11 protein-coding genes and 3 tRNA genes are annotated in these 12,655 nt (G+C 64.9%); 1 reads left to right on the forward strand and 13 read right to left on the reverse strand.

Annotation, left to right across the window (positions count from 1 at the left end):
• From MHZ91_RS22740 to MHZ91_RS22790, 11 genes are all read right to left on the reverse strand, one after another.
• Positions 1-409, reverse strand: a 409-nt coding sequence (locus MHZ91_RS22740; RefSeq protein WP_239215826.1) for a GTP-binding protein, incomplete at its 3' end; no start/stop codon positions are given.
• A gap of 55 nt (positions 410-464) precedes the next feature.
• A tRNA-Thr gene (locus tag MHZ91_RS22745) sits at positions 465-539 on the reverse strand.
• A gap of 12 nt (positions 540-551) precedes the next feature.
• A tRNA-Gly gene (locus MHZ91_RS22750) sits at positions 552-625 on the reverse strand.
• Between the two features lie 146 nt (positions 626-771).
• Positions 772-858: transfer RNA gene (locus MHZ91_RS22755), tRNA-Tyr, on the reverse strand.
• 113 nt (positions 859-971) lie between these two features.
• Positions 972-2,135: an iron-containing alcohol dehydrogenase gene (locus MHZ91_RS22760; protein ID WP_239215827.1), complete on the reverse strand. Its 1,164-nt coding sequence runs from the start codon at positions 2,133-2,135 to the stop codon at positions 972-974.
• Between the two features lie 24 nt (positions 2,136-2,159).
• Complete coding sequence (locus MHZ91_RS22765) at positions 2,160-3,566, reverse strand: aldehyde dehydrogenase family protein (RefSeq protein ID WP_239215828.1); 1,407 nt, start codon at positions 3,564-3,566, stop codon at positions 2,160-2,162.
• A gap of 25 nt (positions 3,567-3,591) precedes the next feature.
• The gene (locus tag MHZ91_RS22770) at positions 3,592-4,977 is read right to left on the reverse strand and encodes a glutamine synthetase family protein (protein ID WP_239215829.1); all 1,386 of its coding nucleotides are present in this window, start codon (positions 4,975-4,977) and stop codon (positions 3,592-3,594) included.
• A 171-nt stretch (positions 4,978-5,148) separates the two neighbouring features.
• Positions 5,149-6,150, reverse strand: coding sequence for a tripartite tricarboxylate transporter substrate binding protein (locus MHZ91_RS22775; RefSeq protein ID WP_175124802.1), 1,002 nt, complete (start codon positions 6,148-6,150; stop codon positions 5,149-5,151).
• A gap of 155 nt (positions 6,151-6,305) precedes the next feature.
• Positions 6,306-7,910, reverse strand: a complete 1,605-nt coding sequence (locus MHZ91_RS22780) for a rhodanese-like domain-containing protein (protein ID WP_239215874.1) — start codon at positions 7,908-7,910, stop codon at positions 6,306-6,308.
• The gene (metC, locus tag MHZ91_RS22785; protein WP_239215831.1) at positions 7,910-9,103 is read right to left on the reverse strand and encodes a cystathionine beta-lyase; all 1,194 of its coding nucleotides are present in this window, start codon (positions 9,101-9,103) and stop codon (positions 7,910-7,912) included. Before metC ends, MHZ91_RS22780 begins: the two co-directional genes overlap by 1 nt.
• Positions 9,104-9,105: 2 nt before the next feature.
• Positions 9,106-9,693 (reverse strand): cysteine dioxygenase family protein, encoded by a 588-nt coding sequence (locus MHZ91_RS22790; protein ID WP_239215833.1) that lies wholly within the window; start codon positions 9,691-9,693, stop codon positions 9,106-9,108.
• A gap of 139 nt (positions 9,694-9,832) precedes the next feature.
• Between MHZ91_RS22790 and MHZ91_RS22795 the strand changes: the two genes are divergently transcribed.
• Complete coding sequence (locus tag MHZ91_RS22795; protein WP_175124805.1) at positions 9,833-10,708, forward strand: LysR substrate-binding domain-containing protein; 876 nt, start codon at positions 9,833-9,835, stop codon at positions 10,706-10,708.
• A gap of 17 nt (positions 10,709-10,725) precedes the next feature.
• Here MHZ91_RS22795 and MHZ91_RS22800 read toward each other — a convergent pair whose 3' ends face one another.
• Both MHZ91_RS22800 and MHZ91_RS22805 read right to left on the reverse strand, forming a co-directional pair.
• Positions 10,726-11,730, reverse strand: coding sequence for an asparaginase (locus tag MHZ91_RS22800; RefSeq protein ID WP_175124806.1), 1,005 nt, complete (start codon positions 11,728-11,730; stop codon positions 10,726-10,728).
• Entirely contained in the window at positions 11,723-12,640 is a 918-nt protein-coding gene (locus MHZ91_RS22805) for a ParB/RepB/Spo0J family partition protein (RefSeq protein ID WP_062839279.1), read from the reverse strand. Before MHZ91_RS22805 ends, MHZ91_RS22800 begins: the two co-directional genes overlap by 8 nt.
• Positions 12,641-12,655 lie beyond the last annotated feature (15 nt).

Genomic DNA, 12,655 nt, shown 5'->3' on the forward strand with positions numbered 1-12,655 from the left:
TGTTCAGGAAGACGATGATGTACGGCACGCCAACCTGGCGGCTCAGCAGGATGTGCTCACGCGTTTGCGGCATGGGGCCGTCAGCGGCCGACACGACCAGGATCGCGCCGTCCATCTGGGCGGCGCCCGTGATCATGTTCTTGACGTAGTCAGCGTGGCCCGGGCAGTCAACGTGCGCGTAGTGACGCGTTTCCGTTTCGTACTCGACGTGGGCCGTGTTGATCGTGATGCCGCGGGCCTTTTCTTCAGGAGCTGCATCGATCTGGTCGTAGCCCTTGGCTTCGCCGCCGAACTTGGTCGACAGAACGGTCGTGATCGCCGCCGTCAACGTCGTTTTGCCGTGGTCAACGTGACCAATCGTACCCACGTTCACGTGCGGCTTGGTACGTTCAAACTTGCCTTTTGCCATGGCTGACTCCTGACCTGGATTGCGCTTCTGACTGAAGAAAAGAATTTGGAATTTGTGGTGCCCATGGCGCGGATCGAACGCGCGACCTCTCCCTTACCAAGGGAGTGCTCTACCACTGAGCCACATGGGCATTTAAAAATCTTGGAGCGGGTGAAGGGAATCGAACCCTCGTCGTAAGCTTGGAAGGCTTCTGCTCTACCATTGAGCTACACCCGCGGCAAACCCTTTCACCTTCTCGCTTCCCAACCCTTCGAAACGTAGGCCCTTAAAACTTTGCCGCCTTCTTTGCGAAGGCCGCCCATTTTTTCGGGCCTTACATTGCAAATCCAGGCAAACCGCGCCTGGATTTAGGTATGGGTCTCTGGTGGAGGAGGTTGGATTCGAACCAACGTAGGCGCAAGGCCAACAGATTTACAGTCTGCCCCCTTTAACCACTCGGGCACCCCTCCAGCGGAGAACTTGAGATTATGAACACTTTCAAATCCGCTGTCAAACCATTCGGACGAAAAATTCAAAATTTCAGTTCCACCTCCGCCGCGTTTCCGCGCAGAGGGGGCGAAGCTTACAGGTTTCCGCGAATTGCTGCACGGAAAAGCTGAGAATATTTTTCTGCGGAGAAATTTACCGGGTTGGTTCCGGCGGACGGATCCTGGCTCGCCATGCGCCCTACCCGCTCCGCCTGGGCATCGTCCAAGCCGATTTCCGCCAGCGTGTGGGGGATGCCGACTGCCTGGCGCAGCCCCAGCACCCACTCAAGCACCGCCCCGGGTCCCTGCTGCGGCAGGCCGAGGTAGCGAGCGAGCGCTTCAAGACGCGGCGCGACCGCATGCTCGTTGGCTTTCAAGACATAAGGCATGAGGATGGCGTTGAGCATCCCGTGGTGTGCGTCATACAGCGCGCCGAGCGGATGTGCGAGCGCGTGCATCGCGCCCAGGCCGCGCTGAAACGCGGTGGCGCCCATACATGAGGCGGTAAGCATCTGCTGACGCGCCTGCAGGTCGGCGCCATCGGCGACGGCCTGCGGCAGATACTCCTTGATGAGGCGCATGCCTTCGAGTGCGATGCCGGCCGCCATGGGATGAAAGACCGGCGAACAATAGGCCTCGAGATTGTGCGATAGCGCATCCATGCCCGTGGCAGCCGTGATTTTCGGCGGCAGGCCGACCGTGAGTTCGGCGTCCAGGATCACGATGGACGGCAGCATGCGGGCGTGGAAGATGATGCGCTTTACTTGCGCGACCTCATCGGTGATGACGGAGGCGCGCCCGACTTCGGAGCCCGTGCCCGCGGTGGTGGGCACGGCCACGACGGGCGCCATGGCAGCGGCATTGACGCGCAGGTAGTTGTCGCCGATGTCTTCGAAGTCCCATAGGGGCCGGTCCTGCACGGCCATCAATGCAATGGCCTTTGCCGCATCAAGCGCGGAGCCGCCGCCGAATGCGATCACACCATCATGTTGCCCTCGCCTGAACGCAGCCACGCCGTCATCGACGTTGCGACCGGTCGGATTGCCCTTGATGTCGTGGAACACCGCGCAATTCAGCCCCGCATCGCGGCACGCGCTTACCGCGTCGCGAACCATGGGCAACGCAGCGAGCCCCGGATCCGTCACGAGCAATGGGCGTGTCATGCCGAGCTCGCGGCAATAGCCCGCAAGCTCCTTGATGCGCCCGGGGCCTGACTTGATGTTGGTGGGATAGTTCCAGTTGACGGCGGGGACGGTCATGATGCGAATCCTGATGGCGCGGCGTCAGAGGCTGCGCAGATGAAAAGACTTGGGCTGCGTGAGCTGTTCGTATCCGACGGCCGACAAGGACACGCCCCGTCCCGATTGTTTGACGCCCGTCCACGCCAGCGCCGGATCGAGGTAGTCGCAGCGGTTCATGAAGAACGTGCCGGTGCGCAGCTGCCTGCCGATACGCAGCGCGGCGGCTTCGTCCTGCGTATAGGCCGCGGCGGTCAATCCATACGGACTGTCGTTCATCAGCGCGATGGCTTGATCGTCGCTGTCGACCGGCATGATGCCAACCACCGGACCAAAGCACTCGTCGCTCATGATGCGCATCCGGTGGTCAACCTGAGTCAGTAAAGCGGGCGCCACATAACACGAGCTTTTGCTCATAGATGAGCCTTCACTCGCATTTTTGAAATGCGAGTGATCAATCAGATTTACCGCACCTGAACTGACCGCCTGTTCGATGACGTCGAGAATCTCTGCCGCCGCGCGGGCACGCACAACGGGACCAAGCGTCGTGTCCGGCTGCAGCGGATTGCCCAGCACGTAGCGGTGCGTCAAGGCAACAGCGCGCTCGACAAACGCGTCATGTACGCCGCGCGCCACGTAAATGCGCTGGATGCCGCAACAGGACTGGCCGGCATTGAAGAAAGCGCCGTCGACCAAAGACTCTGCCGCCGCGTCAAGGTCGGCGTCTTCTCGCACATAGGCCGGATCGTTTCCGCCCAGCTCCAGCCCGACGCCGATGAAGCGGCCCGCCGCGCTTTCCTCGACGACGCGCCCTCCCCGCACCGAGCCGGTAAAGGACACATGGCCGATCTCGGGAGCGCGGATCAGCCGCTGGGTGATGTCGTGGCTGGCGTGCAGGTATTGAAAGACGCCTCTCGGCGCCCCCGCGTCTCGAAACGCGCGATCGATGAGTTCCGCGCACAGCGGCGTCTGGTCCGAATGCTTGAGGATGACGGTGTTGCCCGCCATCAACGCGGGCACGATGCTGTTCACCGCGGTCAGCAAGGGATAGTTCCACGGCGCGATGGTGAGCGCCACGCCGATGGGCTCGCGGCTGATGAAACGTGTGAAGCCGGCTTGCGCGGGCGCGGCGATGGGTGCGAGCGCTGTTTCCGCGATGCCGATCATGTGGCGCGCCCGGGCCGCAAAGCCGTCCACCTCGCCGGGCGCGTGGCGCAACGGGCGGCCCATCTGGATGGTGATGGCGCGCGCGATCTCATCCTTGGCCGCCACGAAATGCGCCACGGCGGCCTCGACGATGCGCCCCCGCGCGGTGATGCCGAGCGCGTGCCATTCCGGCTGCGCGCCCTGTGCGTTGGCCAGCGCCTGCGCGATCTGCGCATCGCTGGCATATGCGCGGCGGACGACCTCGCGTCCGTCTATTGGGCTGATGGTGATCAGTTCGTCGGTCATGGCGGCCCTGGTGGCGATGAACAGTTCAGATGATTTCGAAGTAGCGCGCCAACTCCCAATCGGTCACATGGCGCCGGAACTGCCGCTCTTCCCACTCGCGCGTCGCGGCATAGTGCTCGACGAACGCGTCGCCGAACAGCAGGCGCGCCGCCTCGGATCCACGTAGACGCTGCGCGGCCTCCCACAAGGTGGTGGGCAGATGCAGATGCGCCGGAAACTCCTGCGTGTAGGCGTTGCCCTGCACCATCGGCTCGGGCGTCAGTCCCTGTTCGATGCCGTGCAACCCGGACGCCAGCGCCGCGGCCAGGGCCAGATAGGGATTGGCGTCGGCCGAGCCGATGCGCACTTCGACGCGCTGCGATTTGTCGCTGCCCGGAATGAGCCGCAGCGCCGTCGTCCTGTTTTCCATGCCCCAGGTGGCGTCCAGCGGGGCCCAGTAGCCGGGCACCAGGCGCGAATAGCTGTTGATGGTCTGCGCGTACAACGCGGTGAACTCGGGCAGATAGTGCTGCACACCCGCCATGAAGGCGGCCTGCGTGCTGCTGACGCCATGCGGCTGCGACTCGTCGAAGAAGGCCGATCGATCCGTGTCGTGGTGGCGCAGCGACAGATGGATGTGGCCGCTCTGTCCGGGATGCTCGTGCGACCACTTCGCCATGAAGGTGGCCATCAGGCCGTTCTGCTGCGCGAGCGCCTTGGTGAAGGTCTTGAACAGAAATGCCTTGTCGGCCGCGGCCGCCGCCCGGTCCACAGCAAGCGCCGCTTCCAGCACGCCCGGGCCGGTTTCGGTGTGCAGGCCTTCGATGGGCATGTCCATGCGTTCGCACAGGTCGAGCAGCTTGCGGTAGAAGTCTCCCTCGACCGTGCTGCGCAGCACCGAGTATCCGAAATTGCCCGGCGTCCAATTCTCCATGTTGCGGTAGTGCTTGGCGCGGACCGAGTGCGGCGTCTCGCGGAACATGAAGAACTCGTACTCCAGTGCGGCGTAGACGTCATAGCCCATGTCCGCGGCGCGATCGATCACGCGGTGCAGCAGACGGCGCGGACAGATGGCGGCGGCATCGCCTTCGAATTCGGCCAGGAACAGCAGCATGTCCTCGCCGCCGGGGCCTTGCTCCAAAGGAAGCCGGCGCGCGCTCTGCGGCACGATCCGCATTTTTGCATCGGGGTATGCCGTGTGCCAGCCGGTGTAGCGGGTGTTGTCGTAGAGCTGGTCGTCGAGGTCCCATCCAAGGACCACGTCGCAAAACGCGAGGCCGGATCGCAAGGCGCCCAGAAACTTGTCGCGCCGCAGGTACTTGCCCAGCATGACGCCGTCGACGTCGGACAGGCCCACCTTGATATGCGAGAGCGGGCTGGATTGGACCAGCCGCTCTGCGTCTTCCAGCGTTGCTACCCCTAGTGCGTGCATGCTTGTTCACCTTGTGGCTGAAGCGTTGCGCGGGACTGCACGTTTTTCCAGTCTAGTCACGATGCCACATGTTGGCAAACGTGCCCTGCCCTGTGATTGAACGGCATCCCGCTGGCTCGCCCTGCACACACACGCCGCTCCCCGTGGTTTCCCTAGGGTGCGCAAACGCGTTCAGTCCAGCGACACGCCCGCCGTCTTCACCATTTCGGCCCAGTACGCGGTGTCCTGCTGCAGCCGGCTCTTGAAGGCGTCCGGCGCGCTGCCGACGGGTTGGCTTCCGCCGCTGTTGATCTTGGCGATCACGGCGGGCGACTTCATGGCGCGGTCCACGGCCTGCGCCAGGTACGCAACGCGCTCGGGCGGCGTGCCGGCGGGTGCGAAGAGGCCGTACCAGTCGTCGGCGGTGATGCCTTCAAGTCCGGCCTGCTTCAACGTGGGTGCGCGCTTGAACACGCCGACGCCGTCGCCATGGCTCATGGCGAGGATCTGCAGTTTTCCGGCGGCCACCATAGGCTCGGCCGATGCAGGTGACGTGATCAGCATGTCGACGGTACCGCCCAGGAGATCCGTCACGGCGGGCGCGGCGCCGCGGTACGGCACGTGCACCAGCTTGACGTCGGCCTTCTTGGACACCAGCGCGCCCATCAGGTGGCTCATCGTGCCGTTGCCGGGCGTGGCATACGTAATGACACCCGGCTGCTTGCGTGCCGCTGCCAGATAGGCGTCCAGCGTCTTGTACGGCCCGTCCGCGCGCGACACGAGCACGAGCGGCGCCGAGGTGATCTGCGAGATCGGCACGAAGTCCTTGAGCGGATCGAAGCCCACATTCTTGTACAAGCGCGGATTGACGGCCATGACGCTGGTCTGCGACATCACGAGGGTGTAGCCGTCGGGCTTGGCGCGCGAGACCTGCGCGGTGCCGACGTTGCCGCCCGCCCCAGAACGGTTCTCGACCACCACGCTCTGGCCCGTGATGGCGCCCAGTTCCTGCGCGATCAGACGCGCAACGCCGTCGTTGCCGCCGCCGGGAGGAAACGGCGAGACCACGGTGATGGCCTGCTTCGGATAGTCCGCCAACGGCGCTGGCGCCTGCGCGTGCGCCGTGACGCCCCACAACAGGCCGGCCATCGCGGCGGCGGCGGTCTTGCAAGCGTGCAATGCGTGTTGCTTCATCTGGATTTCCCCTTGAGTTGGCGGCCGGATACTCGGCCGTCCTTTGCATTCCGGTTCGCCATGAACCGTCCGCACCCCGCCGGCAAAGGCCGCCGGGGCGTACTGATCAGGTTGAAGCGTGGGTATCGCCGCGCGTGTCGGCGCGGCGGCGGGCGTCAGCCGGCCGGAGCCCCGGGGAACCGGTAGGTGGCACGTTCCCGCTCGTCGATCTGCTTGACGAGGTTGGTTTCCCAGGCCAGGTACTGGCGCGCCGCCGCTTTGTTGCCGTCGTGGCGGTCATGCACGAAAAAGAGGTAGTCGATGCAGTCGCTGTCGGGTGGGTCGGCGGGCGTGGACTCCAGCGCAATCCCTTGCGCGGTCCAGCTTTCGGGCGTGCCCGTGTTCGCCTTGACGTCTGAAACGCCCAATACGCGAAGATCGTTCGCCGCCCAGGCCGCCAGTGCGGCGTCCTCGGCCAGCAGGATGACGGGACGTGCGGGATCGAGAGTCAGCCGTTCCAGACGCGGCCGGATCGACCAGCGCGCGCCGGCGACGTGGCGCGCCCGGTGCCGCATGCTGGGGCGGATATCGATCGCCTGCGCGCCCTGCGCCAGCGCATCCGCAAGTTGCGCATCGGACAATACCGTGATCGCCGGCATCGGCGCCGCGGCCACGTCGTTCGGCAGCGTCGCGCCGCTTCCTTCGTCGAGCGTGCAAGCGTCCCAGCCCATCTGCCGCAACCAGCTCGCGACAACAGGGGCGCGCACGCCTTCCGCATCGAACACGACGATGCGTGCGCCGCGCACGGCGATGTATTGGTCCGTCGCCTGGATAAGCTGGCCGCCCGGTGCGTGCTGCGCACCCGGCAGCGAACCCTGGGCGAATTCCTCGGCGCTGCGCACATCGCACAGAAACGTCGTGCGCGCCGAATCGCCTAGCCAGGTCTGTACCTGCGCCGCGTTTGCCGACGGCACGCCATGACGCCGGGCAAGCTGCGCGGAGCGCTGCGCCAGCGCCGGAACGTCGTCTTGCGAAATGTCGTCGGCATAACGGCGGCGCGCGCCGTGCTCGAGCTGCAAGTCCTCCAGATACCAGCCCTGCGTGCCGTTTTCGAGCGCGTAGACGGGATTGGGAACGCCAAGGTTGATCAGCGTCTGCGCGCCGATGATGCTGCGGGTGCGGCCGGCGCAGTTGATCACGATAGTGGTGTCCGGGCGCGTCGCGAGCGTATGAGCGCGCAGCGCCAGTTCGCCGTTGGGGCAGCAGATGCCGCCCGGAATGCTCATCTTCTGGTATTCCGCAAACGGACGGCCGTCCAGCACGATCAGGTCGTCGCCGCGGCGTTGACGTTCGGCCAGTTCGCGGGCGCCGATGCGGGGGGTGTGGAAAACCTCTTCGGCCAGTTCGCCGAAGGTCTTGCTGGGCACGTTGACGCCCGCGAATGCCGCGTAGCCATCACGCTGCCACTGCGCCAGCCCGCCCGCCAATCGGTGCACGTTGGTGTAGCCCAACGCGGCCAGTGCGCGCGCAGCACGCGCCGCGGTGTCGTCATCGCCGCCGTTGTCGTAGACGACAACGCGCACGCCACGACGCGGCGCAAGACGCACGATGTCGATTTCGAGCCTGCTGTACGGCACCGGCGCGGCGTAGAAGAGATGGGACTCGCCATACTGGCCATGTTCGCGCACGTCCAGCAGCGCGATCTCGCCGCCATCGTGCAGCCACTGCTTGAGCGTATGCGAATCGACGCTGGCGGCTTGTTGGTCGTGAGAGGACTGCATCATGAGATTCGGAGGGAGCGAAGGGGTTGGGTCAGCGCGGCAAGACCGCGTTCCAGGTCGGCGATGAGGTCGTCAGGATCTTCCAGGCCGATATGCAGGCGCAGCATGGGACCGCTGGCCTGATAGCCGGGAAGCGATCGCGAGTTCTGCAGAAAGACCGGAATCACCAGGCTTTCGAAGCCGCCCCACGATGCGCCGATGCCAAAGAGCTGAAGGCTGTCGATAAGCCTTTCGGCGTCGGCCTCGGTGTAGGCGTCGGAAAGTTCGATCGTCAGGAGGCCATTGGCGCCAATGCAATCGCGCCGCCAGATAGCGTGCGAGGGATCGCCCGGCAAGGCGGGATTCAAGACGCGCGAGACTTCGGGCCGCGCCTGCAACCACTGCGAGATCTGCAGCGCGCTGCGCGCGTGCTGCGCCATGCGCAACGGCAGCGTGCGCATGCCGCGCAGCACCAGGTAAGCGTCGTCGGCCCCAACCGTCTGGCCAAAGTCGATCGTTGCGCGTTCCAGTGCACGCCAGGCACGATCGTTGGTGATGACCGCGCCCATCATCACGTCGGCGTGGCCGCCGAGGTATTTGGTGGCGGCCAGGATGGAAATGTCGGCGCCCAATGCGAGCGGTTTTTGCAGCAAACCGGACGCCCACGTGTTATCCACAGCCAGCCAGCAGCCGTGTTTTTTTGCAGTTGTGGATAACTCGGTGAGGTCCGGCATCTCGTACGTCAGGGACCCCGGCGACTCGGCGTAGATCATGCGGGTATTGGGCCGGATCAGCGGCTCGATGCCCTGGCCGTCGGGGCGGTAGTACGTGAATTCGATGCCCAGGCGCGTCAGGTGTTCGGCGCAGAACCGGCGCACCGGCTCGTACACGGCATCGGTCAGCAGCACGTGATCGCCCGCGCGAAGATAGGCGAGCAGCACAGTGGCGATCGCGGCCTGCCCCGTGGGGTACAGCTTGGCGCGATAGCCCTCTTCCAGTTCGATCAGCGCATCTTCCAATGCGTGCGTGCTGTCGGTGCCGCGCGCGCCGTAGGATGGCAGGCGCTCCTGTTCGCGGCGCGCCCGCGTCTCGCGCCACGCCTGCACACTGTCAAAGACATATGTGCTGGCGCGCGTGACCGGGGTATTGACCCAGCCTTGATGAGGACGTCCCGCGCGCAGCAGGCGCGTTGCAGACCGGAAGGGTTTGCTCATGATCAGCGCCGCGTCTGCACGCCGATGGGCATGATCTTGCAGGTGCCGGTCTCCAGATCGAAGCCCAGGCGTTGGTCCAAAGTTTCCAGCGCGCGCCCGTACATGTGCAGGTGGCGGATGACGCTGTCGCCCTGGATCTCCACGGCGTGGATGTCGTCGGGCATCAAGGCGATGCCGCTGCCGGGGCCGACGACGACGGTGTCGACCTTTTCCAGCTTGCCGACGCCGGGTTGCGAGCCGTCGTCGATGCGGTCGTACACGTAGTTGTATTCCACGCCCTCGACCGCGGCGATACACGCCCAGGTGGTGTGGTTGTGCGGCACGATCTTCTTGCCGGGGCGCATCACGTTCAGATAAAGCGCGTAGCTCTTGTCGGCGTCCTCGGCGATGAGGTAACGGGCCTGGCGTTCGTCGCCTTCAGGCGGCGGATAGCGGTCGGCGCCCCACCAGGCGGTGTTGCCGGCCAGGGCAACCAGCTCGTCCAGGACAGATTGCAGGCTGTCGCGGTTCAGGCCCTTATTTCCTACAGTTTTTTTAATATTTTCGACCGCGCTATCGATGCCGGCCTGTTGAGGATGTGCAGTGCTCACGTCGACGTTCCCTCTTGTTTCATGAGTTATTGCACTCACTGTATCGCCCGGTTCACGCGTCAACAATTTAAATTGCTTGAACATTCCATTAGGGCTGCTAATGTGTCGGGTTATCCCTGAACCCGTTTTCAACGCCCTGATGCGGAACCTTGACCTTGACCTGCTGCGCACGCTGACGGCAATCGCCCAGCATGAAACATTCTCGGAAGCCGCCAACCGGCTGCACAAGACGCAGTCGGCCATCACGCAGCAGATGCAGCGGCTCGAGTCCATGATCGGCCTGCCCCTATTTGAAAAGCAGGGCCGCAACAAGGTGCTGTCTTCCCACGGCCGGCGGCTGGTCGAATACGCGCGGCACATGCTGGCCATCAATGACGAAGCGTTGCGGGCGTTGCAGGCCGGGCCGTTGGAAGGCGATCTACGATTGGGTGCACCGCTGGACGTGGCGGACACGATCCTGCCGACGCTGCTGACGCACATCGCACGCGTCGCACCCCGCGTGAAACTGGAGATCCGGGTGGATCGCAGTCCGTTTCTGATGGATGCGCTGCGCGCCGGTGAAATCGATCTGACTATTTCGACGCGCTTTGACCAGGACTTCGAGGGCGTGGCGTTGCGCACGTCGCCGACGGTATGGTTGGCGTCCGCAGATTACGTGCACGATGCCCACTCACCCGTACCCCTGGTGCTGGCGGACGAGCCCAGCATCTTCCGCCGGCTGGCGCTCAATGCACTGGAGCAGGCGCAGGTGCGCTGGCACACGAACTACGTGGCGCCGAATCTGGTGGGGATCAAGGCGGCGCTACGCGCGGGCCTGGGGGTGACGGCGCGCAGCGTGGAACTGCTGGGGCCGGAGATGCGGGTGCTGGGAGAGAAGGAAGGACTGCCACCGCTGCCGGATGTGACGTACTTCCTGTGGATAAGGCGTGATCTCATCAATCCGCTGACGCGGCAGGTGTACGACATGCTGCGGACCAACCTGGGGCTTGCGCAGCAAGGCGCCGCGACGGCCTAGCCGCCGCGGTCCATGGTTCAGTAACGGTCGAAGATCTGCTGCAGGGCAGCCGGATCGCGCGTGACCGTCAGGGCGAGCATCAGCAGGATGCGCGCCTTCTGGGGGTTCAGGTCGCGCGCCGCGACAAAACCCAAGGCGGCGTCGTCGACTTCGACATCGCGCGCCACGAACCCGCTGCCGGTGCGGCTGGATCGCACGACCGCCACGCCATCGTCCGCCGCCCGGCGCAGGCCTTCGATGGCCAGGTCGGTGGCGTTGCCATCGCCCACGCCCGCCAGCACGATGCCGTCAGCCGCGCTGGCTAGAAAATCGATCAGATCGGCCTGCAGGTTGGCGTACGCGTAGACGATGTCGACACGCGGCCAGCCGGTCTTTTCCAGCAATGCGAGTGAAAACTCGCTTTGCTCGCCGAACGTGGTGGCGTTGCGCGAATAGAAGTTGGGCACGCCGCCGTGCATGACGCCGGCGCGGCCGCGATTGGGCGACGAGAAGGCGCACAGACCCGCGCTGGCGATCTTCTGGATTTCGCGGGCGTAGTGGATGTCTTCGTTCATGACGACGAGCGGCCCGCGGCCGCGCGCGTCGGGGTGACGCGCCAGCGCCACCGCGTTGTACAGGTTGGCCGGGCCTTCGGCGCCAAGCGCCGTGGCCGGACGCATCGCGCCGACCAGCACGACAGTCTTGTCATGGCGGTTGACCAGGCTGAGGAAATACGCGGTTTCCTCGAGCGTGTCCGTGCCGTGGGTGATGACGATGCCTGCCACCGAGGGGTCCTGGCAAAGCGTGTCCACGCGCTGCGCCAGTGTGCGCCAGACGTCGTGCGTCATGTTCTGGCTGCCGACGTTGGCCACTTGTTCGGCGCGGATTTCGGCGATGCCGGCAAGCTGCGGCACCGCACCAAGCAGATCGTTCACGGAAAACGTGCCGGCTTTGTAGCCCGCGGACGTGGCGTCGGCCTGGGCCCCTGCGATCGTGCCGCCCGTTGCGAGCACCGCAATGACGGGCAATGCGCGTTCAGGCATCCACGGCTCCGGAAAGGCCTTGGCGTTCGAGGAGCGAGTTCAGGTGCTCCCAGCCGTGGAAATCAATGACGATCTGCCCCTTTTCCTTGGCGCCCACTTTCAGCGCGACGCGCGTGCCCAGGTGGTCGGAAAGTGCTTCTTCGAGACGCGTCAGGTCGCGCGACACGCCGTTGGTTTTCTTCTTGGGCGAGGCCGACGCTTCGGCCTCCTTGGCGGTCTTGGCGACGAGCTTTTCAGCTTCGCGCACCGACAGGCGGCGCGCGATGATGAGGTTGGCAAGCTGGATCTGCGTAGCCGCGTCGACGGCGAGCAGCGCGCGGGCATGGCCCATATCGACGTCGCCGGCCAGCAGCATGGTCTGCACGGGCGCGGCCAGGTTCAATAGACGCAGCAGATTGCTGGTGGCGGAGCGCGACCGGCCGATGGCCTGCGCGGCCTGCTCGTGCGTCAGGCCGAACTCGTCGAGCAGACGGCGCACGCCGTGCGCTTCTTCCAGCGGGTTCAGGTCTTCGCGCTGGATGTTTTCGATCAGCGCCATGACGGCCGCGTTTTCGTCGGCGACCTCGCGCACCAGCACCGGCACTTCCTTCAGGCCGGCAAGCTGCGCCGCGCGAAAGCGCCGTTCACCCGCGATGATCTCGTAATGCCCGGGCGCGTCGCCCAACGCACGCACGAGAATCGGCTGCATGATGCCCTGCGTGCGAATCGATTCGGCCAGCTCGCCCAGGGCCCCCTCGTCCATGCGCGTGCGCGGCTGATACTTGCCGGCGCGCATCTTCGAGATGGGCAGGGTGGACGGCGGACCCTCGGGCTTGGCGACAGCCTTGCCGATGTTGTCGATGGCGGGCGCATCGGCGCCCAGCAAGGCGTCCAGTCCGCGACCCAATCCCTTGGGTTTCTTGGTGGCCATAATTAAATCCTCTTT

The sequence above is a fragment of the Achromobacter sp. ACRQX genome (genome assembly GCF_022346505.1).
Lineage (GTDB): Bacteria > Pseudomonadota > Gammaproteobacteria > Burkholderiales > Burkholderiaceae_B > Achromobacter > Achromobacter animicus.